Annotated in this window: 20 protein-coding genes; 15 read left to right on the top strand and 5 right to left on the bottom strand. The window is 46.9% G+C overall.

From position 1 onward, the window contains the following. Window positions 1-2: 2 nt before the first annotated feature. The 3 genes from rsxG (at window position 3) to ACOCLE_RS00320 (ending at window position 2,849) form a co-directional block, all read left to right on the top strand. Window positions 3-719: an electron transport complex subunit RsxG gene (gene rsxG, locus ACOCLE_RS00330; protein WP_419535038.1), complete on the top strand. Its 717-nt coding sequence runs from the start codon at window positions 3-5 to the stop codon at window positions 717-719. Then, on the top strand, window positions 709-1,434 hold the full coding sequence (locus tag ACOCLE_RS00325) for an electron transport complex subunit E (RefSeq protein ID WP_419535037.1): 726 nt from the start codon (window positions 709-711) through the stop codon (window positions 1,432-1,434). The genes rsxG and ACOCLE_RS00325 overlap by 11 nt, the downstream gene beginning before the upstream one ends. Window positions 1,435-1,565: 131 nt before the next feature. Next, the gene (locus tag ACOCLE_RS00320; protein WP_419535036.1) at window positions 1,566-2,849 is read left to right on the top strand and encodes a hypothetical protein; all 1,284 of its coding nucleotides are present in this window, start codon (window positions 1,566-1,568) and stop codon (window positions 2,847-2,849) included. 409 nt (window positions 2,850-3,258) lie between these two features. Here the strand turns inward: ACOCLE_RS00320 and ACOCLE_RS00315 are convergent, their stop codons facing one another. After that, a complete protein-coding gene (locus ACOCLE_RS00315; RefSeq protein WP_419535035.1) occupies window positions 3,259-3,780 on the bottom strand; it encodes a YfiR family protein in 522 nt (173 codons plus the stop codon). Window positions 3,781-3,811: 31 nt separating this feature from the next. Continuing rightward, a complete protein-coding gene (locus tag ACOCLE_RS00310; protein ID WP_419535034.1) occupies window positions 3,812-5,899 on the bottom strand; it encodes a TonB-dependent receptor plug domain-containing protein in 2,088 nt (695 codons plus the stop codon). A 168-nt stretch (window positions 5,900-6,067) separates the two neighbouring features. On the opposite strand from ACOCLE_RS00310, the gene ACOCLE_RS00305 reads away from it, so the two are divergent. The 3 genes from ACOCLE_RS00305 to ACOCLE_RS00295 all read left to right on the top strand — a co-directional run bounded on the left by ACOCLE_RS00305 (window position 6,068) and on the right by ACOCLE_RS00295 (window position 10,727). Further along, window positions 6,068-6,685 carry a TetR/AcrR family transcriptional regulator gene (locus tag ACOCLE_RS00305; RefSeq protein ID WP_419535033.1) on the top strand — a complete coding sequence of 206 codons (618 nt, stop codon included), beginning with the start codon at window positions 6,068-6,070 and terminating at the stop codon, window positions 6,683-6,685. A 271-nt stretch (window positions 6,686-6,956) separates the two neighbouring features. Then, window positions 6,957-9,146, top strand: coding sequence for a molybdopterin-dependent oxidoreductase (locus ACOCLE_RS00300; RefSeq protein ID WP_419535032.1), 2,190 nt, complete (start codon window positions 6,957-6,959; stop codon window positions 9,144-9,146). 102 nt (window positions 9,147-9,248) lie between these two features. Next, entirely contained in the window at window positions 9,249-10,727 is a 1,479-nt protein-coding gene (locus tag ACOCLE_RS00295) for a hypothetical protein (RefSeq protein ID WP_419535031.1), read from the top strand. Between the two features lie 197 nt (window positions 10,728-10,924). On the opposite strand, the gene ACOCLE_RS00290 is transcribed toward ACOCLE_RS00295, so the two are convergent. After that, entirely contained in the window at window positions 10,925-12,025 is a 1,101-nt protein-coding gene (locus tag ACOCLE_RS00290) for a hypothetical protein (protein ID WP_419535030.1), read from the bottom strand. Window positions 12,026-12,657: 632 nt separating this feature from the next. Between ACOCLE_RS00290 and ACOCLE_RS00285 the strand changes: the two genes are divergently transcribed. Further along, complete coding sequence (locus ACOCLE_RS00285) at window positions 12,658-13,425, top strand: IS982 family transposase (RefSeq protein ID WP_419534486.1); 768 nt, start codon at window positions 12,658-12,660, stop codon at window positions 13,423-13,425. 515 nt (window positions 13,426-13,940) lie between these two features. On the opposite strand, the gene trpB is transcribed toward ACOCLE_RS00285, so the two are convergent. Both trpB and ACOCLE_RS00275 read right to left on the bottom strand, forming a co-directional pair. Next, on the bottom strand, window positions 13,941-15,149 hold the full coding sequence (gene trpB / locus ACOCLE_RS00280; protein WP_419535029.1) for a tryptophan synthase subunit beta: 1,209 nt from the start codon (window positions 15,147-15,149) through the stop codon (window positions 13,941-13,943). Between the two features lie 145 nt (window positions 15,150-15,294). Beyond that, a complete protein-coding gene (locus ACOCLE_RS00275) occupies window positions 15,295-16,050 on the bottom strand; it encodes a hypothetical protein (protein WP_419535028.1) in 756 nt (251 codons plus the stop codon). Window positions 16,051-16,352: 302 nt separating this feature from the next. On the opposite strand from ACOCLE_RS00275, the gene ACOCLE_RS00270 reads away from it, so the two are divergent. From ACOCLE_RS00270 to ACOCLE_RS00235, 8 genes are all read left to right on the top strand, one after another. Beyond that, window positions 16,353-17,171 (top strand): DUF3943 domain-containing protein, encoded by an 819-nt coding sequence (locus tag ACOCLE_RS00270; protein WP_419535027.1) that lies wholly within the window; start codon window positions 16,353-16,355, stop codon window positions 17,169-17,171. A 154-nt stretch (window positions 17,172-17,325) separates the two neighbouring features. Beyond that, a complete protein-coding gene (locus tag ACOCLE_RS00265) occupies window positions 17,326-19,062 on the top strand; it encodes a diguanylate cyclase (RefSeq protein WP_419535026.1) in 1,737 nt (578 codons plus the stop codon). Window positions 19,063-19,151: 89 nt separating this feature from the next. Then, window positions 19,152-19,784, top strand: a complete 633-nt coding sequence (locus ACOCLE_RS00260; protein WP_419535025.1) for a LysE family translocator — start codon at window positions 19,152-19,154, stop codon at window positions 19,782-19,784. Window positions 19,785-19,812: 28 nt separating this feature from the next. Then, a complete protein-coding gene (nth, locus tag ACOCLE_RS00255) occupies window positions 19,813-20,445 on the top strand; it encodes an endonuclease III (RefSeq protein WP_419535024.1) in 633 nt (210 codons plus the stop codon). A gap of 66 nt (window positions 20,446-20,511) precedes the next feature. Beyond that, window positions 20,512-21,564, top strand: coding sequence for a beta-N-acetylglucosaminidase domain-containing protein (locus tag ACOCLE_RS00250; RefSeq protein ID WP_419535023.1), 1,053 nt, complete (start codon window positions 20,512-20,514; stop codon window positions 21,562-21,564). Between the two features lie 54 nt (window positions 21,565-21,618). Then, a complete protein-coding gene (gene dapE / locus ACOCLE_RS00245) occupies window positions 21,619-22,773 on the top strand; it encodes a succinyl-diaminopimelate desuccinylase (protein ID WP_419535022.1) in 1,155 nt (384 codons plus the stop codon). A 10-nt stretch (window positions 22,774-22,783) separates the two neighbouring features. After that, window positions 22,784-23,200: a hypothetical protein gene (locus tag ACOCLE_RS00240; protein WP_419535021.1), complete on the top strand. Its 417-nt coding sequence runs from the start codon at window positions 22,784-22,786 to the stop codon at window positions 23,198-23,200. Between the two features lie 132 nt (window positions 23,201-23,332). Next, complete coding sequence (locus tag ACOCLE_RS00235) at window positions 23,333-24,271, top strand: nucleoside hydrolase (RefSeq protein ID WP_419535020.1); 939 nt, start codon at window positions 23,333-23,335, stop codon at window positions 24,269-24,271. Window positions 24,272-24,475 lie beyond the last annotated feature (204 nt).

The raw sequence follows: 24,475 nt of genomic DNA, 5'->3' as shown, positions 1-24,475 counted from the left end.
TCATGAGTGACGGCCAGATTCCTTTAAAAGACACAACCGACAGCAAGGCCACCGGCGGGAATGGTCTGCTTCAGAGCATTTTTCACAATAGCCTGGGCCTTGGCCTGTTTGCCGTATTTACCGTAGGCCTTATTTCCGTTACCTGGATCATGACTCAGGAGCGAATAGAAACACAGGTTCGTGCCTATGAAGCCAAAGCACTGATGGAGATTTTACCGGCAGACACTCACGACAATGTGCTTGTTGATTCCAAAATTGTTCTGGAGCCATCCCGTTTGCTCTCAAGCCAGGATCAACGCGAAGCCTATATTGCCCTGAATGATGGGGAGGTCTCTGCTGTCATTCTGCCCGTCACCGCACCTGACGGTTATAGCGGGCGAATTGAGCTTCTGGTTGGCATCAACCGCAATGGCACACTGGCAGGCGTCAGGGCCATTACTCACAAAGAGACTCCGGGGCTAGGCGACAAGATCAACACCAATGTCACTGACTGGATTCTCGACTTTGCCGGCAAATCGTTGAGCAACCCTGCAGCCCAAGGCTGGGGCGTGAAAAAAGACGGCGGTGAATTTGATCAGTTTACCGGTGCCACAATAACCCCTAGAGCAGTTGTTGCCGCGGTTTACCGTGCACTCCAATACTTTGAGGCAAATCGCAATCTATTGCTGGATCCGCTCAAGATGACCGGAGTCCGCGAGGAGATTCAAAATGACAAATGAAACATCTCCCACAAGTCAGGCCGCAAAGATTGCCCTGGACGGTCTCTGGAAAAACAACCCGGCACTGGTCCAGCTGTTAGGCCTGTGTCCGCTGCTGGGGGTTTCCAGCAGCGTAGTCAATGCGCTTGGCCTGGGTATAGCCACCATGCTGGTTGTCATGGGCTCCAACGTTGCTGTCTCTCTTATACGGCACCAGGTTACAGATGCCATTCGCCTGCCGGTGTTTGTGATGATTATTGCGTCATTCACCACCTGTATCGAACTGCTGATGCAGGCCTACACTTATGAGCTTTATCGAATACTGGGTATTTTTATTCCGTTGATTGTGACCAACTGCATTATTCTGGGTCGAGCCGATGCCTTTGCCTCCAGAAACCCATTACTACCAGCCGCTTTTGATGGTTTGATGATGGGCACCGGCTTTGCTGTGATTCTGGTATTGCTGGGCGCTCTGCGGGAGCTGATTGGTCAGGGCACCCTGTTCTCCGGCATGGACCTGCTGCTGGGATCTGTTGCGGCTGACTGGACCATTACAGTGATTCCCAACTATAAGCAGTTCCTCTTTGCCATTCTGCCTCCCGGCGCCTTTGTCTTTATGGGCTTTCTGATTGCGATTAAAAATATTATTGATCGTCGCCTGGAAGAGAGAAGGAAAAATAGGGAGCCAGTAACACCAAAAGGAACCAAGCGGGTAAGGGTTACAGGTAATGTTTAGTAACTCTTAAAGCCTGTTTAGGAACTTTTTCCCTGAACACCTGTCTGTTAAATCAAATCCGCCTGCATCAGTAGAGCTATTTTGATTTAACAGGTACAGGCATTCGTTATACCAGAGGAAAAAGTTCTACAATGCTTACCACTTCTTTGCCTACGGCCCCACTTCCACAGTCTCCTACAGTATCAACAGGCTCAGAGAAAACCGGTGAAGACTGTAAAACAAGCACATTAACCAAGCCTTCGGAACTGACGCCATTCCAAAAGTGCATTCTGGCCAGTCAGTCCTTTATTCTGAACTCAGTTCAGCTTTACAGGGTTATGAACGATGTCTTCGGAAAAACTCAGCCTGAAGCCCTGCAATGGATACCGGAAGATTTTTACGCGCTGCCAGAGCTGGAAAAGTCTGAACGCCTAACTGACATTGTTAAGCAACTTGATGTCGGTTTCCACAAAAGTCCCATTCACAGAGAAGAGCAAGGAAAAATAGTAGAACGCTGGGAGGCCAGTGAACAAATTACAGCAATTGGAAACCTGAGTGAAACATCAAGAGGACAGCTGAGATCAGCACTTGAATCCTTAAAACTTTCTGAGGTAGAACCCCTGGAATTTACCGAGCAAACAACTCTTATTTTTCCAGGTGCCGCCATTCCCAGAATGCATCTTCGTCCTGAGTTCGCTATTACCCAGAACAGTGATAATAAATCTCCCGCACACCTGATTTGCACTGGTTCTTCAAGGCCTTTGAAGGATATCGATCAGCTTCAGAACCCTGAAAACAACCAAAAGCTGCATAAGCGTATAAGTGAGCTTGTCGAACAGTTTAAGAGTGACCTCGAGCACTCTGCAACAGAAGCTCATGCTCAAATGGCCCTTATGGATATGCTCCGCACTGATAACCCGGATTGTTTTCTAAACAAACAAACAGTGTATGTAACTTATACCGGAGACATTCACTACTATAAGCAGTCTCTACAGGAAAATGGCGAATATACGCTGGACAGAGATAATATCTGCGAAGGTAGGCCAAACACCGAAGCAACGATGGTGTCTGTATTAAATGCGTTAGAACAACTGCCTGTAAGTAATTTTGGTGATATCGTTATAGTCAGCAACAAGCCTCACACACCCGCTCAGAAACTTGCAACCCAACGTGCAGTTGCCAATAGATCTGAAAACTGTTGCTGTAACCCGATCACTATCCGTGCCTGCGGTGATCAGGCGTCCCTCGAGAGTCCAAAGGATCTATTCCTTGCAATCGACTCTGTCAGAAAGTCGACTCAGTTGTTAAACCCTAATTATCATGTAACAACCAATTGGGCTGGAGATCCGGAATGCAAACTGTTTAAATCTGAACACCCAGGTGAATGGGAGTTGGTTAAGCCTGAGCCTGTGCCCTCCCCTGAACGGCTGATTTAAAGACTTATATTTTACTTTCTTCTGCCAGAAAGAATCTGGTAGATACAAATGTGAAGCTGAAACTGTTTGTCAGGAAAAATCTGCAACGCAGCAGTCTATTTGAATATTAGGTATTGAAAGCCTCTGGGGTTGAAACCACGGAATCCTGCAATACAAAATCAAGAGCAAAGCGGGCTGATCAATGCTGCTCTGAATAAATAGTCCGAAGCAACTCTCTGAGTATCGCACTACTCATGAGTGACAAATCATAGAAAGCAAACAGTGGACGCTTCACAGGCAATTGATGTCATCTTGACACCGCTGCGATCATCCATGCTTATTGAATGTTTGATTTAACGTGAGCAAGAATCATGAAAACCCGGAATAAACAGAATATAAAGCGAACTTTCTTTGATGTGATGCTTGTGAACTACTGAATGACTTTAGCAAGACTCAGTAATTGAGACTTAACCAGTAAACCTGCATCTTTAACTGCATTGATGTTCACCGCAAAGCGGACTTTATCATCTTCCGTATAAAGTCCAACCATACCACCATCCCGGGCAAACTCTTCACTGTCACCAATGGTCAATACCGGCCACTCTTTCAAATTTCTCAACACACTTTTGGTATCACGCTCATCCAGGTTACGAATATAAAGTGCATCACAGTTGTTTTTATAATCAACTCCCAGATTCTGGTGATTCACATTAAACTTACTGTCTTTTCCTGCCTGTTTGACGATTCCATCTAACATTTCCGAAAGCTCACTGGAACCAAGAGTGCAAATCTTAAGGATGGAAGGTTTTTCCGGCCATACGACAAAGTGAGTGATTTTATAGGCAACAACTGCCTTAATCCGCCCCTCATCTACTTTTGGGGCGGATAGAGAAAGCTCTGATACCAGCATCAGCGCTAAACAGTAACAATACCAGTAAGGTCTCAAGGTCATTCCCGGTTTCCTGCCTTTCTCTACCGCTGACCTAGAATTTCCACTGAACTTGTGCGTACCAGGACTCCTCAATTTCAGTCGCAACAAGTCCCGTAAAATACTCATTGAATTCCAGTCTTGATGATTCAAAAATATTTTTCCCTATCAGGGAAAATTCCAGCTCATCGTTAAACTGGTGAGCAAGCTGCATATCCAACGCGGTATAGGCATCAACATCTGCACTCTTATTTTCACCAACGTAGCGCACCCAGGTATCCAACCTCCAGTTATTGGAAAGATCCATCATAGAGCGTACGTTGGCAGAAATCTTGGCACTCAGCCCTTCAACCAGTAGCTCTGTCTGTCGGCTGAAATCCTGATCTTCAAGACGGCTTGCATCAACCTGTAACAGAGTGAGGTCAGACTTTATCCTCCACCAATCTCTTGCGGCCCAGTCCAGTGCCAGCTCAAGACCATAGGTTGTTGCATTCAGTCCATTTTCCAAAGTTGCTGGAAGGAAATAATACGTTGGCGGCAGTGCATTTTCTGCACACACACCGGTATTAAGGGTTGTCCCATCAGGACAGACACTGCTGCTAACCAGACTATGCAGTCCTCGGTATTCATTTACAAACGCAGCCAAGTCTACACTCAGTGCAGCTGTTACTTGCTGACGAATACCAAACTCAAAAGCGGTCAGCTTTTCTGAGTCCAATTCCTGATTACGCCCAAGACTGAGGTAAGTGTTAGGAGGAAGTGGTAAGGAAGGATCATCAATCAGGTAAACGCCACTCACATTTGCCTTGCGTTCGGACATTGAAGGTGTTCTCACCGCTTTAGACACCTTTGCCCAGGCCGTGGTGCGATCATTCATTTTCCATGCAATACTGGCATTGGGCTGAAATGCGTAGCCAGTATCGGTATGGTGCTCAAGGCGAGAGCTTAACGTTAGGTGCCAGTCAGGGTTTAACTGAATTTCATCCTGAATAAACGCACTGTACAGTTGCTCGACAGGCTTTTCTTCATCGACGAAAACAAAGTTCATTTCCTTAATTTCGTACCAACTTGATCGGTAGCCGAGCCCCCAGACTATTTCCTGTTTATCAGACCATTGAAAACGGTGCTGTGTCTCTATATCAATCGTGTCTCTGGCAGCAGCAATTCGATAATCGGTATTTTCATAACGGTCGTAATAGCCTTTCAGTGTAAAATCACCTTTATCACTGGTTTTCCGTTGCCAGCTGCCAATAATATGACCACCTCGCTGCATTTTTTCTTTATCGGTCAACAAAACCTTCGCTGACTGATCACTATCAAAAATAAATAAATGGGGCTGAACCTTACCATCAAAAATAGCGGCATCAATGGATAAAAAATCATCTTCAGTCTTTTGCCACTCGGCCTTGAAACCCGCACGATTGATGTACCAGTCATCAGAAGCATCACTGCCATCACTGTTTAAAAAACCATCACGCCGGAAAACCTTGAAGAAAGAACGATAATGAGCATCTTCTGAGAGATGCCCTCCATAGCGGTAACTGCCATAGTATCTCTCAGCGGTACCGACTCCCAACGTGAGAAGACGGCCCTGCGTCTCACTTGCTGGCTTGGTAATAATATTTATCACGCCATTTACAGCATTCGCCCCCCAAAGAGCAGCCCCAGGGCCTTTGATAACTTCTATCCGATCAATATCTTCAATCAGAGTATCCTGGACATCCCAGTTAACCCCTGAATATTCAGGGGTGTACAACGTTCGCCCATCCATCATCACCAGCAGCTTATTAGCAAAGACATAGTTAGACCCACGAGCACTGATTGACCAGGTATTACTGTTCATCTGGGCAACCTGAACTCCCGGTACCATCCTGAGGGCATCTGGAATGGTTTTTGCCCCTGAGCGGCGGATATCTTCCTGAGTGACCACATAAACCGCGGCAGCGGAATCCATCAGTCGCTGCTTTTTTCTGGAAACCGAAGTGACCTCGAGGGTCATCACCTCTTCAAGGCTCAGCGACAACAGCTCTTCATTGGAGAGCTCATCACCGGAAAAATCGTCTGTTACCAGTTCAGCCAGTAACGAAGGGGCTGAGAGAGTTAAAGTCGCTGCCAGCAGCGCTGAAGTTACCTGAGGTTTCACATTCCGCTCCCTGGAAAGTTCACCAAGTTTTCCATTTATATACCCAGTAGGTATCCCAAAAATAGGCTTATCCTGCATATGAGTCGGCCATATTCCCTGAACCATAACCTTGTTCACAGCATTTACCTGTTAGAAAATGGCCTCGAACTCAGATAAGGATGTTTTCCCTTGCGCAAAGATACCCAACTCACCCGCCAGAAACTGGTTGATGCCGCTGAAACGCTGTTTGCCGAGAAAGGTCTGGAAAGCACCAGTCTGTTTGATGTTCTAAAAGCCTCTGGCGTCAAAAACCGGAGCGCCCTTCAATACCACTTCAAAGATAAAGCAGGGTTGATTAATGCTGTTCTGAACAAACATTCCGGGGTCATCGCTGAATACCGTTCCACCCTCATTGATCAGCTGCAGAAAGAGGAGCACTGGACACTGCATCAGGCCGTGGATGTTATCGTGGCACCACTGGCCGAGAAATTGAGCCCGGAGTCCGGAGGTAGAGAATTTTTAAAGATTCACAGTCAACTGATGGTTTCAGAACAATACAGCCAGCTGCGTCTGCAACGTCCAGAACTTCGAGCTGAAGCCAGGCGCATACAGTCACTGCTGGCGCCTTTTGTAAAAGATATCTCTGAACAGTCAATCCACGCCCGGTTCGCCCTGATCGACTGCCTGCTGATTCATGGCCTTGCCCGTTATTTCTATACAGAGGAAGAAGTTAGCCGGCAGTTTTTTCACCAGACACTGGTGCAAAGTATTGTGGACATTATTTCCCAACCTGAGCCTCAAATTTAATAACATTTGATTAAATCGACCGAGATGCTTATGATCCCTGATTAATAACACGTGATTAATCAGCAGATACCTGCTGCCCGGGAGCCTGTTGGGCTTAAGCGTTCGTAACGAGGATTACAAGAAATTGAGGATAAAAGTTTCTGACTCTGAGGAGAATAGCGGGGCTATTTGACGATGAGTCAGGTGTTTTTAGTCCAATTTATCGCAACCGCAGTAGGACAGTCTTAAACCCGACAGGCTCCAGGATAACAACAATAAGAGACCAGCAGTCATGAGCAGCACCCATTATCGTACCTGTCATCTGTGCGAAACCATGTGTGGTATCGCCGTGGAATACGAGGGGGATAAAATTCTCTCCATCAAAGGTGACCCTAATGATGTCCTGAGTGAAGGAAATATCTGTGCAAAAGCGACCGGGCTGCAGGACGTTCATACCGACCCGGATCGTTTAAAACAGCCTCTCAGGAAGGTCAATGGCGAATGGCAGGAGGTGTCATGGGAAGAAGCCCTGGATTACGCTGCTGAACAGGTGGTAAACACGCAAAGTCAGTATGGAAAAGACGCCGTTGGTTCCTATTGTGGGCGGAGTACTGCCCATAATGTTGGAGCTCTGCTGGGGGTAGCACCTTTAAGAAAAATCCTGGGTTCAAAAAACATCTACACCGGCTCCACCGTTGACCAGATGCCTCATAACTTCGTCTGGCACTTTATGCTTGGTCATCAGTTTTTCGGTACGGTACCGGATCTTAACCGTACTCATTATTACCTAATGCTGGGAACCAACCCCAAAGTGTCCAATGGTGCCATGATGTCAACCGGTGCCAACCCTCAACGTAAGTTTGTTGATATCCATAATCGGGGAGGGAAAACGGTACTGATGGATCCACGGAGGAATGAGTCTGTATCGCATGTCAGTGAACATCATTTTATCCGTCCGAATACCGATGCCCTGTTCCTGATAGGGCTTATCAAAACCATCTTTGCCAAAGGTCTGGCAACACCAGGCAGACTTGGCCCTCATATCAAAGGCTGGGAAATTACTGAACACCTGTTTGATGATTTTGAACTCACCGATATTGCCGAGGTAACAGGAGTCCCCGTAGATGTGATTGAAAGACTGGCTGTGGAATTTGCCACTGCAGAATCGGCCATCTGCTATGGTCGTACCGGGGTATCCATGGTGGAGTTCGGCGGGCTTTGCCAGTGGCTGATGCAGGTTGTTAATGTGATTACCGGTAATATGGATGAGCCTGGTGGCATGATGTTCCCAAATACCGCCATTGACTCCCTATCCCTGTCAGAAAGCAGTTGGGACCGCTACCGCAGCCGGGTCAGTGGACGGCCAGAGTTCAGCAGTGAGCTGCCGCTGTGTGTACTGGCTGAAGAAATAACAACACCTGGAGAAGGCCAGATACGGGGACTAATTGCTATTGGAGGTAATCCTGCCCTTTCCATGGCCAATGGCAAAGGGCTTGAGGAAGCATTTGACCAGCTGGATTTCATGGTATCCATCGACCCCTATCTGAATGAAACCACTCGCCATGCGGACGTTATCCTTCCCCCGGTAGGTCCTTTTGAAAAAAGTCATTACGACATGTATTACCATCTGTACGATACGATCAACTGGGCCAAATACTCTCCTCGACTGTTTAAACCAGACGGTGAAGGCTATACCGACTTCGAAATACTCCGTAAACTCTTTTCAAGAATCCTGAAGCTAAGGGCTGGTAACCCTATTTCAAAAGCATTCGTCAATACCGCGACCAGCCTGGTCAAAAAAGTCATTACTCCGGAAAGGATCATTGATCTTGGCCTTCGTTTCGGCCCTTATGGGCCAGGTTTAAATCCATTAAAGAAAGATGCACTGACACTGCAGAAACTTAAAGACAACCCTGGTGGTGTATTTCTGGGAGACCTTGAACGCTGCCTGCCTGAAAGACTGTTTACCAAAGATAAGAAAATTGATCTTGCCCCGGAGATTCTGGTCAGCGATTTACCCAGACTGAAAGCCCGGTTTATTGACCCGCTGAAACAGGGCTCCTCCAAAGACAGCTCCGAATACGACCTGATGATTATCAGTCGGCTTACCAGCCGGACTCTGGGCTGGATGCACAACAGCCATCGACTGGTTAAAGGAAAATCGGTATGCCATTTACTGATCCACCCGGAAGACGCTGCAAACCGGGGGATCACTCAGGAAAGTACAGTATCCGTCAGCTCTGTTGTTGGTTCCATTGAACTTCCCGTAGAGATCACTGAAAACATTATGCCTGGTGTCGTCTGTATGCCTCATGCCTGGGGACATAACCGGCCAGGCACCCGAATCACGGTTGCTGAAGCCCATGCCGGTGTCAGCTTGAATGACATCACCAATGAAAAAGTGATCGATGAGCTGACCGGTAATGCGGTGGTTCATGGAATTCCAGTGAAAGTCGAAGTCACCAGGTTGGCCACGGCCTGAGTAAATGAACAACAGAGTTCACAAAGTGCACAAAGGTTTTCTTTTGCGAGCTTTTTGCGCCCTGTAATGGCAAAAAATTAAAACAAAAAAGAAGAAAGCATTATGAAGTTCTCCAAAACAAAAATTGCTTTGGGCATTGCTGCATTCACAGCTATCTCAACGTTCTCCTATTTAAAAGCAACCGAAAATGAAGTGCCTGTTGAGCTGGGTGCTCCGGCAGTCGCTCAACCCATGCCTAGCGCCTTACAACCTGATCATCCCTGGCTGGCTGAATCCCAGCGCAGTAGTATGCACGGCGGATCTTACAACCGGAACATCACAGATTATCCAGGTCCCCTGGGGGAAAATACTCAGGCCATTCATCGCAACTTCAGCTCCATCGTTGGCGTCGCCCCCAATATCGCCTTTGATGCCAAAGGCCGCCTGATTACTGTCAGTATCAAACTGACCGGCGTGGAACTGCACCTCTTGAACCCCGATACTCTGGAAACCATCGCCCAATACGATATGCCGATGAAAACGTCCGGGGACAACAGTGGTGGTGGTTACTTCCACCTTGATCACAAGGATCGACCTATTCTCGCGCCAGCAGATAACACCATTAAAATTCTGGAACTGGATGAATCTGGCGACCAGCCACAATGGGTCGTCGCTGAAGAATACGACATCACCGGTGTTATGCCTGAAGACAGCAACATCCATGATGTCATGCCAGACTGGGAAAGAAACCTCTGGTTTGTTACCAGTAACGGCTATACCGGTTACCGGGATCAGAAAACCGGAGAATTCCATACCTACCAAATGGAAGGTGTCGACGAGGTTATTCAAAACTCCTTCGCAGTGGATCAAGAAGGTGTCTACATCGTTTCAACCCACGCCCTTTATCAATTCAAGATTGATACTGAAAGTGGCAAACCCTACTGGAGCTGGCGCATGCCCTATGACCGGGGTGAAGCCCAGAAACCAGGTACCCTTTCTTTTGGATCAGGAACCTCTCCTACACTGATTGGTGATGATCTGGTCACCATTGCTGATGATGGTTCTCCCTCAACTCACCTGATGGTTTATCGTCGCAATTCCGACATTGAGGGAAACCGGGAAGTATGCAAAGTTCCTTTGTTCAAGCCCGGAGAAAGTGCGACTGAAAACTCCATCCTGGTATACGGTAATGCCATGGTTGTACAAAACGACTATGGACATGTTTATTCCGGTAATGCCCTGGAAACCTCTCCGGGCGTCATGCGTATTGATGTACGGAAAGATCGCAGCGGCTGTGATGTGACCTGGAACTCCGAGCTTCTCTCACAATCCCTGCCAATTCTGTCTACTGACAATGGCATACTCTATTTCTACACCTTCAAAAAACAGAATGATAACGACCGTTTAGGAGGCTGGTACCTGACGGCGGTAGATTTTGATACCGGAGAAGAGAAATTTGATCGGCTGATCGGTACAGGCAGTGGCGGAATTACCGATACTTTATCCAGTGTTACTGCACCTGTCGTTTTGGGACCCAATGGTGCCGCTTATGTGGGGATCAGAACAGGGGTTGTTGCAGCTGTAGATCAAAAAGAGATCTAATATCCTAAAATCCCAGGGCCAATCAATGGCTCTGGGGATTGGGGTGATAATATCTACTCATTTGGTCATTCTAATGCAGATTTTTTATCGCCCAGACGAAAAACACTCATTAAGCTTTCTAAGTATGCAGATAATGCGATTACAAGCCCTACATTATTTACTATTTAATAGGAGCTTAATGAGTGAGAAGCATAATATTATTGGTCGTTCCTGATAAATTGAACAACAGGTAATGGAATAGGAGTTGAGTACCATATCCGACCTGATGTGGAAAAGAAGCCTGTACCCATCATTAACCCTCGCTCTTCATCATAAAAAGCTGTCATACCACCTTTTGAAGCAGGGTATGATTTATCCCATTTCAGAATCAGCTCATTGCCCTGGCAATTAAATTCCGAAGGTGAAATATCAAAGGTCTGCGTATCACCTAATGAAGCAACAACTTTACCTGTCTGCAGTTTGTTTTCCGGTTCAGAAACATGAATCGTTAATGTAATGGAGCCCTGCGATGGGTCAATCACTTCCCCAAAATAAATTCCTGTAGGAATCTTGCAAACTTCACCCAATTGACCAGAAGAGGATGGCAGGCCAATTGCATTAAGGGGGTAAGTTGAGTAATTGCTGATAAAAGGACTTATTGACATCCCGTTTAATCCAACAGCAAGAGGCAACGTGAAGTCATATAAATGCTCTTTAAATAGATACTTTTTCAAAACATCCAACCAGACTTCCGCTCCTGTACCGGCCATCCTAGAGCCGAAAATACCGTCAGCCCAAGCAAGGAATTGATCTGCTTCATCAGCATACATCAAGCCGCTATAAAAATTCTTAAAATGACTCTGGTATTTATATACATACCAACCGGTATAGATCAACGCAGCTGTTGAAGCAATAAAGACCCCATTCTTAATACTCCAACGTGTCCAAGTTGGATCTCCAACGTAGGAGCCTGAGACCTGAAGGTTCGACAGTGACCGGTTCCAAACGAGAGACAGATCTAATGAGTGCCCAGAGTCACTGGTTGAGATATCAATAGTGTTGCCGTGACAAGAGATATTCGATGTCTTGCTGTCCAGCCACGCTTCATAGAGAACAGGAGATTGATGAACATGAGCATCGGTAGATAATCGATAGGAACCCTGTACTTCCCCAAGGGAGTTCACAGCAATATTCAAGGCATCAAAACCGGCCCCCAGCTGCTCGGCTTTGTATAATCCGGCAGGTACAGTGCATGATGATTTGACCGAGCTAAAAGGCCAAGCATAAGAAGGCACGGCGTTCACACTCAACATGGCCACACAACAGAGCGCAAACCGTCTAACCAACAAACAAGGACTGGAAAAAATCTCCATTAATATCAGCCTGCTAAATATAATTGAGGGAATAAGCCAAGAAGCTGAGTAACTGTAAGGATACTTATCGGACTCACGCTCCACTTAAAACGTTTAGTCAACACAATGATAAAAAAGTTCCCTGATTGTCACTTACCGCCAAAATCAAGCGAGCCTCTTTGCTCCCAAATAATAGTAAATAGCCATAATGCTCTTTAAATTTATTTAAAAAACATTATTTAATGCCAGATCTTCAGGAATGGAGTTCCGGGATACTTTCATATTATTTTTTTGTATTTATTAAAGCCAACCGATTGAAACCACGAAAAATTTCTCAAAGATTGGTTTTACACCATAGGTCAGAATAGGAATAGCAACAAAGCATCTTAGTGCTAAGCATTTATAATGGAGTTGGCTGAATAAATGAGGGTATTTTTAAACGTTTGCAGAATTCGCAAATTATTGAAGGTTAACAAAAAAAGTAAAACCTGTTTTTTTATAGTTATACGCCATGTGCGACTTTTAGGTTTGCATAAGGAGACATGACTGATCCTGCTTTCTGCTATTAAAAGCAGTAGAAAGCAAAGAAGGTTTCAGTCATGCCCGTTGAAGAGTTTATCACTACAGTCTACTGCTTGATCGACGATTTGGTAAAAGAGCTTTTTCCTGTACCACTGCGACTTCGAGGGTTTCCACCAAAGCTCACTGATAGTGAAGCGATCACCATGGAAGTTGTCGGTGAATGGCTTGGGCATCATAAGGACACTGAGATTTGGAAGTATTTTACCCGACACTGGCGACACCTGTTTCCTGACATTCCTTCACGCTCGGCATTTGTCAAACAGGCCGCCAACTTATGGCATGTGAAACAACGACTGCAAATTCGTATAGTCCAGATGATGCATGCAGATAATGCAGATATCCATTTAATCGATGGTTTTCCGATTGATGTTGTCGTCAGAACCCGTGCACCACAGAGCCGTATCTTTAAAGCTGAGGCTGGTTATGGTTACTGCGCTTCCAAGGACAAGAAGTTCTATGGCTTTCAGGGGCATTTGCTGGTTGAAGCACGAGGGATTCCTGTGGGTTTTACTCTGACCGCAGCGAACGTAGATGAGCGTGATGCAGCCTATGACATGCTCGAGACCATTTCTGGCCTCTTGCTTGGCGATAAGGGCTATATAAGGCCTGAGTTTAAAGCTGATTGTCAGGAATTAGGTATTGATCTTCAGACGCCACTGAGAAAAAACATGCAAGATGAACGTCCGAAGTCGTTTGTAAAGCTGGTATTACGGGTACGACGGAGAATAGAAACAGTGATAGGTCAATTGACAGAGCGCTTTGAAATAGAAAAGTGCCATTGTTGAGATAGATGGCATATGACATCACGTATCGCTCGGAAGTTACTGGCACATAATATTGGTTCTTATCTGAATATAATTGCTGGTCGTCCTGCAATACAGTTTGAGAACCTTATTTCCGAAGATTAAAAAACGGAAAGCAAATAATTGCGTGATTTTGAAGATACAACTTGGACTTACCATCATGCTAGCCCGGATATTTCATAAACGTGCTCCCGTTCTCGCTTGTCCTTTGCCGCCCTAAGGGAGTTTTGCTCGGTCGACCGTACTCCCCGGTACGGCACTCCCTCACAAAATCCCTTAGGGCGACAAAGTCCTGCCCGAGATTCGGGGCAGTTTATGAAATATCCGGGCTAGTAATTTGAGATAGTTTCAGACAAAGTCGCACATCGCGTAGTTATATAAGCCGAATAATGGTGAATCACGTCAGAGATCTGCAACAACAGTCTTATTTGTTATTGAATCAATTGATCTCATCTTAGCTAATCTCTCCAGCCAGAGCTCAGGATGAGCCCTGGCTATTAAACAATTACAATCCTCTCCACTACAAAATCCAGATCTTTATCCCCCCTGCCACTTAGGTTAACCAGAATGCTCTGCGCTGGTGATAACTCTTTGGCCAGCTTCATGGCATAAGCAACGGCATGAGCACTTTCCAGAGCAGGAATAATGCCTTCTTTACGCGACAAGGTCATGAATGCATCAAGGCACTCCTGATCGGTAGCACTTTGGTATTCCACGCGACCAATATCTTTCAGATAGCTGTGTTGAGGACCAACACCGGGGTAATCAAGGCCTGATGCAATCGAGTGAACGGGTAACGGCTCCCCTTCATCATCCTGAAGTACATAGCATTTGAAACCGTGAATCGCCCCCGGTTTGCCCAATGTCATGGTTGCTGCATGCTCACCTGTTTCAAGGCCCTTACCGGCAGGTTCAACACCGATAATATTGACATCCGGATCATTCAGAAAAGCGGTAAACAAGCCAATGGCATTACTGCCACCACCCACACAGGCCATCACATAGTCTGGTAGACGGCCTTCCATTTCCTGAAACTGATCTCTCGCCTCTTCACCAATAATTTGCTGAAAGTCACGTACCATCATGGGGAAAGGGTGAGGGCCAACCACCGAGCCAATGGCATAAAGCTGGCTTTCAGGATCAGAAAGGTAAGCCTGAAAAGCACTGTCCACAGCGTCTTTCAGTGTACGGGTTCCAAACGTTACCGGAACCACCCTACAGCCCAGTACCTTCATTCGCGTCACATTGGGCGCCTCTTTTTCAATATCAATCTGCCCCATATGGATCTCACATTCGATCCCCACCAGGGCGCAGGCCGTTGCCATGGCTACACCGTGTTGCCCAGCCCCCGTTTCGGCAACCACTTTTTTCTTACCCATGTATTTGGCCAGCAGTGCTTCACCAATGGCATGGTTGATTTTATGGGCTCCGGTATGGTTCAAGTCTTCCCGCTTAAGATAGATCTTTGCGCCACCAATGGCATCAGAAAGCCGCTTGGCGAAAAAAACTGGGCTGGGCCTTCCAACATAATGTTTGTAGAGAGTATGAAGTTCTTTCCGAAAGGCAGGGTCTTGTCGAATGCTTTCATAGGCCGTAGTGACTTCTGCAATGGCTTTTTCCAGTGGGGGAGGAACCATTGATCCGCCATAGTTACCAAAATGGCCCGTGTCATCTGGCATTGGGGCAAATTCAATTATTGTACTCATGTCGCATACCTGCTGACTGACATTATCGTTGTTATTCCCGAACTTCCTCAGGACTTTGCAGTCAGCAGGATGCCATTTTTTAAAACCAATGTCCCAGATAAATTAACAGGATGCGCTAATAAGAATTAGCCAAAAAACTGCAGTTTCAGAACTGGTAACTGTCAATTAGCTGTTGGATATGAGCATCCAGCTTTTCTTGATAATTCAGAAAAGCTCTCTGATGATTCTGAAGTGTAGAGAATTCATCACCACCGTAGCTGTCTTCAACCTTCACAATCCTTTTATGTTCTGGCTCATTGTCACGTACTGTGTTTTCAGCCGTAATATAAAATGCATAATTTTGTGAGATACGAATCCAGCCTCTCTCCATAACCCGAGCGGTTATAATTATTTCCGTATCAGTGCCTGAAAGCAGATTTGCGCCTACCGGCTGGTTCATTGCCAGCGGCAACAGTTCATAGTGGGCGTATTGGCCTGGATAGGTAGGGTTGAGTGCTTGTATCATCCAAAGCTGATCAATATCTCCTCCCTCAACAAATAAGGTTCCATGGCCGTTTAAACGCTTATTGATCTCAACATCCAGCTCTATAACATATCGAGCACTGGTAGGAGAAACCAGTTTAAAACCCGACCTACGCAATGAAATCGATAGCTGTTTTTCAAGGTATTGAGCAGCATCTAAAGCAGTATGTTTTTTATCGACATATACGGTATTTAACCCCAGTCGCGCCCGGGAGCTAAGACTTTCCCCCAAGTGATCAGCAATAATGTTCCAATACTGGGTGAGTGGAACAGACTCATGTTCCGGAGAAGAAGCGGCCAATATTCTGGTTGAAGAAAAGAGTCCACTAACCATTAACAAACCTGTGACTGCAAACAGGTACAGCTGTTTATTAAACACGGTACATCCCTATACTGCTTTTATATTTCAATGTAGCATGTGCAAACTTCTAACCTGATAAGTGTTTATTTGTTCTTAATATTTACGCTGCACTGAGTCAGAAATCCGACATCCACTATAAGAAACTGATTCACCGCACCAGTAAGTGCTTACCCAAAATAATGATAAACCCCAATCGATTATTAGCTACAGACACTATAGAATTCCCACCTTTCGTCCAGAGCAGGGGTAAAACCTGAATGGATAACCCGTTTCCGGGTGGTGCCTGTACCTCCCACCAGCTATCTCATGAATAAAAGACGATGCTTAACCAGATATTGCCAGTTTTTCTATCTGGCCTGATCATGCTTTCCGGCTTTGCTCAGGCCAACACAACAGCTCCTGCAACGACGACAGAGGCTGCAACAGATACTGAGTTCACACTCTCTCTTCAGGAAGAACGTTCTCCCTGGGCTGTGACTCTGTTTGATGACAATCCACAGGAAAATCAAGCTCGTCTCTGGTCCCAGACCAAATTGATGTTCGGCCTTGGGGTTGGCGTGATTGGTGCTCTGGCGGTTATGCCTGAATCCTTTACCAATTGGGATAAGTCCGAACTGAAACAGTTCCACAAAAAGTGGTGGGACAATGTCAGCTCAGGCCCGGTGATGGATGAAGATGACTTTTTCCTGAACTACGTAGCACATCCTTACTTTGGTGGTGTTTACTACATCGTTGCCCGGGAATCCGGATACAACCAGTGGAACTCATTCGTCTACTCCTTCCTGATGTCCACCTTCTACTGGGAGTATGGTATTGAAGCCATCGCTGAAGTGCCTTCTATTCAGGACATTATCGTTACACCTGTGGGGGGGTGGCTCTACGGTGAGTGGGCATTTAAGCAGAAACGCTCGATTGTAGAGAATGATGGCCTGGTATGGGGCTCTTCGGGTCTGGGCTCCACAGCTCTGTTCTTCCTGGATCCGGTAGACAGTATTGACCAGTGGATCAATGGTGATCGCGAACAGCCAGTGGTTGAAGACTTTAATATCCGTCTGGCATTTGCTCCAACCTTTTATCAGGTACAGGATCAGGATGAAGACCGGAATTACTTTGGTCTGGTCATGACCTTCCGGATGTAACACTCTGATATCCGCACAAATTTCACTCAAAAAACAGGGCTAAAATGCCCTGTTTTGCCAAAAAATTGGCAACACCAAACCACGATTTCTTTGCAATAATGAAAAGAGTTACAACCATTAACAGTTAATAAATTCACTGGGCCCGACCCAACCAATGGCTAACAGGGAAGTTGCCATGTTCCGTAAATCTGCAGCTCTGGCAATGCCGGCAATTCTGATGACACTGGTGCTCACTGCCAGCCTTGCCTTATTGACTCTCCATTTTAAAAATATTCTGCTGAAGAGTTATCAAAGCAAGCTGGAGCATGTTGCAGAGATAACCTCACGCATTTTACGAGACGATATCGAGCTGCACGGTGACAACCACTTTGACTTTGACGTAATCGCCACTGATATAGGCGTAAGTGCAGACGTCAGAGTTACCGTCTTGAATGAAAGCGGGACTGTCATTGGGGATTCGCAAGTACCTCAACATGATCTTGACCAGATGGATAATCATGCTTCCCGCCCTGAAGTAATAGCAGCACTGGAGCATGGGCAAGGCTCATCAACACGACACAGTCATACCAAGGGGTATGATCTGATGTACTACGCGTTGAAGGTAAGCATTGTCAATCCTGGCGATCATGATCACAGTGGTGAACATGGCCATGAGTCAGCAAGCCAGATCTCCGACACTGGTGATACTTATGTAATACGTACGGCAGTTGCCATGAATCTGTTCACCGACGAATTGATGTGGATCTGGGTCTGGGTAGTCGTCATCAGTTTACTGGGTGTTTTTGTGGTTATTATGATCACCCGCTTCTTCAGCTCCATGCTCGATAAACAGGCTAAACGTGAGCGAGAGTCACTGAAAACTGAAGTCAAGGAAAGAACTCACGAGCTCAGCTTAATGCAGCGACTGGGTAGCCTGATGTCAGCCTGTACAACCATTGACAGTGCTGCCAATGTGGTTCACCCAATCGCAGATCACTTACTGCCAGGGTGCCGCAGCGGTGCCATCACACTGATCAAATCTTCCAGAAACCGGCTGGATCTTATTACTCAGTGGGGAGAGCAGTGGCAGGGAAGTGACCGTTTCGAGCCCAGTGATTGCTGGTCATTGCTAAAAGGACACACACATTTCAGCAGTGAAGATGGTCTGGAAATTCGCTGCCGCCACAGCAGCATGGAAAGCGACCTTTATCAGGTTTGTATTCCCCTGGTTGCACAGGGTGAAACACTGGGAGTCCTGCATCTTAATTACGATGACCAACAGGCTCTGGAGAGCAATATATCCAAAGCTGAGTCCATGGCAGAACAGATCGGTCTGGCCCTGGCTAATATGCGCCTTCGAGAAGACCTCAGACAGCAGGCTATTCGTGATCCACTAACCAGCCTGTTCAACAGACGATACATGATGGACTTTCTGGAGCAACATACTTATAGCGCTGAAACTCAGAATGAAACGCTCTCTGTCATGATGATCGACCTCGATCACTTCAAGCGATTTAACGACACGTTTGGCCATGATGCCGGTGACTATGTCCTGAAGCAGGTCGCCATGGAATTAAAGCAGGCAGTACGGGAAGGAGATCTGGTCTGTCGCTACGGTGGAGAAGAGATCTGTATTGTCTGCCCTGATACTGATCTGGATACCGCCAGAGAGCTGGGCAATATGCTGGTCACCCGGATCGCAGGGCAGGGCATGCAGTTTAACGGCCAGTCTCTGGGTAACGTTACCATTTCTATGGGCATAGCAAACCGCTTAAATGCTGACACCAACCATGACCTGCTTCTTAAGGAAGCCGATAACGCCCTGTATCAGGCTAAAGAACAAGGACGAAACAGAGCAGTCATCAGTCATCCGGAAAATGCTCCACCCGCACTTCCTTCTGACGAGGGTTGATACAGTAGCACCTCGTCAGAAAAAGCTTTTTGCCTTAAGACTTGCTGTGCATAATTCTCTTTTCTAATCTTCCTGCACAGAACACCCCCATGAGTCTTTATCTTGAGACCGCCCTTCAAGTGGCTTTCATCTGGACACTGGCCTGCTGCACGCCAGGCGCTAATGTGTTGCTGACTATGAACACCGCCCTGCGCTATAACCGTTTACTGGCCATAGGCTCTGCAGCAGGGGTAACGTTTGCCATTATTCTGTGGGGAGTCTTGGGAGCATCAGGCGTTCTGATCATACTGCAGACCTTTCCATGGCTGTTTGGCTTGATGAAACTGTTGGGTGGCAGCTACTTGCTCTATCTGGGCCTGTCAAAGGTCTATTGCACCCTGAAAAAGAACAGTAAACAGACTGACGATATATTCAGGCGGGAGCATCTCAAGTCACCTTTGCACCTTGCCCGACTTGCCTTTTTCACCAGCATCATTAACCCAAAAACCGGACTGTTTGTCATCAGTCTCTTTTCGGTTGCCATGCCTAAAGAGCCGTCATGGCAAATATCCATGCTCTGTGTGTCCATCATGGGCAGTATAACCCTGCTATGGCACCTGTTTTTGGCCTGTGCATTTTCAACAGCGTCAGCCCAGACGTTTTATCAGAAATCCGTTAAGCTGATTGACTACCTTACCGGGGGACTCTTCACCCTGTTTGGCATTAAAATAATCTCGAGCTGATTTTTATACTTTTCAAACTGGTCAAAGGATGAATAAGGAAAAACGAACGCAGATTTTCACCCGACTTCGGGACGCAAACCCCAACCCAACGACAGAACTGAATTACACGACCCCATTTGAGTTGCTTGTGGCGGTGATACTCTCTGCACAGGCTACGGATGTAGGTGTCAACAAAGCCACCGATAAACTCTATCCGGTTGCCAACACTCCTGAAGCAATTCTCGCTCTGGGTGTTGATGGCCTGAAGGAGTTCATAAAAACCATTGGGCTGTTTAATGCCAAGGCAGAAAACGTTATCAAAACCTGCCAGATCCTGATTGATAAGCACAACAGTGTGGTACCAGATAACCGGAAAGATCTGGAAGCTCTGCCGGGTGTTGGACGAAAAACGGCTAATGTCGTTTTAAACACCGCCTTTAATCAGCCCACCATGGCGGTAGACACCCATATCTTCCGCGTATCGAACAGGACTGGAATCGCCCCTGGCAAGGATGTACTGGAAGTTGAAAAACGACTGGTTAGACTGGTTCCCAAAGAGTTTCTGATGGATGCACACCACTGGCTGATCCTTCATGGCCGTTATGTGTGTAAAGCAAGAAAGCCACAATGTGGCAGCTGCATTATTGAAGATCTCTGTGAATACAAACAGAAAACGTCGTAGGCTAGGTTCTGTTGACATAAGATTCAGTGTCGATTGGGCTTATTTTTAACAGGGAATTATCTGCTGATGGCATTCCAATACGGTGTAATTGAAGGGTTATATGATCAGGATAACCAGTGGTCCTGGGAGTCCAGAAATGCCTATGCCAGCTTCTGTGCCGGAAAAGGCTTCGATTTTTATATCTACGCACCGAAGAATGACCCTTATCTCCGTGAACAGTGGGATCAACCCTGGCCAGAAAATGATTTCAATCACCTGAATACACTGGGTTTGGAGCTTAAACAAAACAATGTGCGTTTTGGTCTCGGGCTTACTCCCTTCAATGTACGTGAGTTAAGCCAGACAAGTCGCCAACAGCTGAAACAGAAAATCGCCAGTATCAATCAATTGAACCCGGAGATTCTCTGTATTCTCTTTGATGATTTCAGTAACGACATTGATGATCTGGCAAAAACTCAGGCTGAAATTGCTGAATTTATTGCCGGGGAAAGCACTGCGACCCAATTTATTGTCGTAGGCACTTACTACTCAAAAGACCCATTACTGCAGAGGGTCTACGGCGCAATGCCTGAAAGTTACTGGGCCGATCTTGGGCAGTATCTGGATCCTCAGTTGGAAATTTTCTGGACAGGAGACCACGTAATTTCTCTGGGCTATGATCAGCCTGGTTTGCAGGAAATGACTGATCAGTTCCAACGCAAACCCTTCCTTTGGGACAACTATCCGGTGAATGATACCGACTGGCTGAAGAACCGGCTCAGGCTCTACACCTTCACTGGCCGCCCATGGCAAATCAGTGACTGGTGCAGTGGTCATGCCGTCAACCCGATGATTCAACCCTGGCTATCGATGATCCCACTGGCGACTCTGTCCGACCTTTACCGTCAAAAAGACCGGTTTGATGGCCATGCCAGCTTCAAGCAGGCAGTGAATGATCTTTGTGGTAAAGAGCTGGCATCCGCTATCCAAGACAACCTCCTCTATTTTACCGAGGAAGGTACGCTTAATTTTTCCGGTTTTACCCGTAAACGCCTGGAAAAAATCTTTTCGGAGTTTCAGTCCGAAAAAGAGCAACCGTTTACCCGTGAAATACTCAAATGGTTGCAGCCCAGTGAATAATGCTAGACTGCATCTCAATTTCATCTGAATACTGATTTCTTACCAGAACAATAAATGACAGACTCCCTGAATATGACATCTAAGACTCTCCAACTGGCAATGGATTTGATCAGCCGCGCCTCCGTCACGCCTGAAGATGAGGGTTGCCAGGAACTGATGATCAGCCGGCTGGAACCATTGGGCTTCAAGGTTGAGCGACTCCGTTTTGGTGAGGTTGAAAATATCTGGCTGCGCAGAGGTGACCAGAGTCCGGTTCTCGCCTTTGCCGGACATACCGATGTGGTGCCTACCGGCCCGGAAGATAAATGGGATAACCCTCCGTTTCAGCCAGCCGTCATCGACGGCATGCTGCATGGACGGGGAGCCGCCGATATGAAAGGCAGCCTCGCCGCCATGGTAACCGCATGCGAAGACTTCCTGGCGGAACACGCTGATCACAAAGGATCAATCGCCTTTCTGATTACCAGTGATGAAGAAGGCCCGGCCAGGAACGGTACGGTAAAAGTTATTGAACACCTCGAAGCACGAAACGAAAAAATCGACTGGTGCCTGATTGGTGAGCCATCCAGCACCAATACGGTGGGTGATGTGGTGAAAAATGGCCGTCGTGGCTCACTTCATGGACACCTGACCATTAAAGGCATTCAGGGACATGTGGCCTACCCTCATCTGGCCAGAAACCCGGTACATGAAGTGGCACTGGCCATTGCTGACCTCACGGGCGAAGTCTGGGATGAAGGCAATGAATTCTTTCCTCCCACCAGCTTCCAGATCTGGCAGATCCATGCCGGTACCGGCGCCAGCAATGTCATACCCGGAGAATGTCAGGTTAATTTCAATTTCCGGTTCTCTTCAGAAGTGACTGCTGAACAACTTCAGCAGCGCGTTACCGCAATTCTGGATAGCCATCAGCTGGAATACGATATTGACTGGCATCTGAGTGGTCAGCCGTTTCTAACCCGCCCAGGGGCTCTGGTCAATGCAGCTCAAAAAGCTATTCAGGAAGTTACCGGAATGGAAACAGAGCTATCTACATCCGGTGGTACATCCGATGGTCGCTTCATTGCCCCAACGGGCGCACAGGTGGTAGAACTTGGCCCGGTAAATGCCACCATCCATAAAGTCAATGAGTGCGTTAAAGCGGAAGATCTTGATACCCTGCAGGAAATCTATACGGGTATACTTAAGCATTTGTTAGCTGAAAAGTGACGTTTCTCAAATGAGCAGTCTTGATCCATCGCAAGCCGACACTGTCGAAGTCGACGATATTGAAGTTTATGCCAAGGACCTCTCCCTGGAGGCTATTACTGACTGGCTGAACGACACCTTTGATAGCGTGGTGGCTGTGAACAGCGGCAAGGTGGTACATGACATGGAGGTAACCCGCCAGGGCAAAACGATTCCCGTCATGATTGTTGAAAGCGCTGTTGGCAAGGCCTGGACCAGCATCTGGTTTAAAACTACTGGCACCCCCTGGCAGGATGACACCGAGTGTGCCAGAAGCCTTCAAGCCTATGGCCAGTGCAGGGTTCGCTGTAACTCTGGCCCCTGGCAGGAAGGGGCCGATATGGATGAATGGTGGCAGCTGGATGAACATGGGCAGGAAAAACTGATCAAGTGGCCTAACGCGTCATAACGGGAAGGCAGCAATGCCGACTTTCCGCCCCTATTCATCAAATATTGCATACCTACAATAATGATCTTTAATTCTTAGCTGATTACTGAATAAATTGGCTAAGGATTAGCTCTTTGCTGAAGGTCATTCTCAATGCCACTTCCCGTTATTATTGATTGCGATCCAGGTCATGATGATACGCTTGCACTACTCATGCTTGGCAAAAGCCCAGAGCTTAACCTTTTGGGGGTTACGGTTTGTGCTGGTAATCAAACGCTGGAGAAAACCACCCATAATGCTCTGCGGGTGCTTACTCTTGCAGGTATGACCACACGGGTAGCGGCTGGTGCCAGCAAACCTCTTAGCAGCAAAATCACTCCGGTATCCGATATTATGGGTGAGAGTGGGCTGGATGGTGCTGTATTACCAGAGCCTGAATTGCCTTTGGAAGCGTTATCCGCTGTTGAGCTGATGGCTGGCCTTCTGCGTCAGTCCGGGGAAAAGGTAACATTGATTGCCACAGGCCCTCTGACCAATATTGCAACCTTTCTTACCGGCTGGCCATCACTGCATTCAAGGATCGAACGTATTGTCCTGATGGGAGGGGGAACGTTTGGTAACGTTACTCCCGTTGCTGAATTTAACTTTCATACGGATCCGGTTGCCGCTGATATTGTTTTTCGGTCAAATATCCCCATCGTTATGTCAGGGCTTGATGTCACCTATCAGGCGCTGATTTATGAGCATGAAATTGAGCAGATCCGGAAACTGGGAAACCCTGTCAGCACAGCCACTGCGGATATGCTGGCCTACTACCTTCAGCGTATCGTACAGCGCCAATACTCAAAGGACGGAGCCCATCTACACGACCCCTGTACGGTTGCCTGGCTATTGTTTCCAGACTTATTCGATCTTGAACCTGCCTATGTCGCTGTTGAAACTGCCAGAGGCTATTGCTTTGGAGAAAGTATCATCGATTACAATGGCAAGCTTTCTGGCAAGCCCTGTAATGCACAGGTAATGGTCAATATCAACAGAGAGAAATTTATTGCGCTCATTATTGAGCGTTTATCACGCTACCAGGGTCTGTAGACCTTATCAATAAGCCATATGCCCATCAGTATCATGTAACTTTTGCGCAACAATACGTAATCAGGCTAGAATGTCCGGCTAAACCACCACCGACTTGAGAGCAATAGCATAATCTCAAGCCAGAGGTCTGCTGCCGGTGTATCAGAGCCAGTCTTCTGAACGTTTCTTATCTCCTTTACTAACGGATGCAGGCCAAGAGCCAGT

Origin of the sequence: Endozoicomonas sp. (genome assembly GCF_965196975.1) — a bacterium.
Taxonomy (GTDB): domain Bacteria; phylum Pseudomonadota; class Gammaproteobacteria; order Pseudomonadales; family Endozoicomonadaceae; genus Endozoicomonas.
This window is presented reverse-complemented; position numbering and strand designations above follow the sequence as displayed.

What these genes read in the sequence shown, in the direction of transcription:
- ACOCLE_RS00285 (WP_419534486.1), top strand. Translation starts at nt 12,658, where the DNA reads ATGCCCGTTGAAGAGTTTATCACTACAGTCTACTGCTTGATCGACGAT.
- rsxG (WP_419535038.1), top strand. Translation starts at nt 3, where the DNA reads ATGAGTGACGGCCAGATTCCTTTAAAAGACACAACCGACAGCAAGGCC.
- dapE (WP_419535022.1), top strand. Translation starts at nt 21,619, where the DNA reads ATGACAGACTCCCTGAATATGACATCTAAGACTCTCCAACTGGCAATG.
- ACOCLE_RS00300 (WP_419535032.1), top strand. Translation starts at nt 6,957, where the DNA reads ATGAGCAGCACCCATTATCGTACCTGTCATCTGTGCGAAACCATGTGT.
- ACOCLE_RS00250 (WP_419535023.1), top strand. Translation starts at nt 20,512, where the DNA reads ATGGCATTCCAATACGGTGTAATTGAAGGGTTATATGATCAGGATAAC.
- ACOCLE_RS00240 (WP_419535021.1), top strand. Translation starts at nt 22,784, where the DNA reads ATGAGCAGTCTTGATCCATCGCAAGCCGACACTGTCGAAGTCGACGAT.
- ACOCLE_RS00260 (WP_419535025.1), top strand. Translation starts at nt 19,152, where the DNA reads ATGAGTCTTTATCTTGAGACCGCCCTTCAAGTGGCTTTCATCTGGACA.
- ACOCLE_RS00235 (WP_419535020.1), top strand. Translation starts at nt 23,333, where the DNA reads ATGCCACTTCCCGTTATTATTGATTGCGATCCAGGTCATGATGATACG.
- ACOCLE_RS00320 (WP_419535036.1), top strand. Translation starts at nt 1,566, where the DNA reads ATGCTTACCACTTCTTTGCCTACGGCCCCACTTCCACAGTCTCCTACA.
- trpB (WP_419535029.1), bottom strand. Translation starts at nt 15,149, where the DNA reads ATGAGTACAATAATTGAATTTGCCCCAATGCCAGATGACACGGGCCAT.
- nth (WP_419535024.1), top strand. Translation starts at nt 19,813, where the DNA reads ATGAATAAGGAAAAACGAACGCAGATTTTCACCCGACTTCGGGACGCA.
- ACOCLE_RS00265 (WP_419535026.1), top strand. Translation starts at nt 17,326, where the DNA reads ATGGCTAACAGGGAAGTTGCCATGTTCCGTAAATCTGCAGCTCTGGCA.
- ACOCLE_RS00295 (WP_419535031.1), top strand. Translation starts at nt 9,249, where the DNA reads ATGAAGTTCTCCAAAACAAAAATTGCTTTGGGCATTGCTGCATTCACA.
- ACOCLE_RS00315 (WP_419535035.1), bottom strand. Translation starts at nt 3,780, where the DNA reads ATGACCTTGAGACCTTACTGGTATTGTTACTGTTTAGCGCTGATGCTG.
- ACOCLE_RS00325 (WP_419535037.1), top strand. Translation starts at nt 709, where the DNA reads ATGACAAATGAAACATCTCCCACAAGTCAGGCCGCAAAGATTGCCCTG.
- ACOCLE_RS00270 (WP_419535027.1), top strand. Translation starts at nt 16,353, where the DNA reads ATGCTTAACCAGATATTGCCAGTTTTTCTATCTGGCCTGATCATGCTT.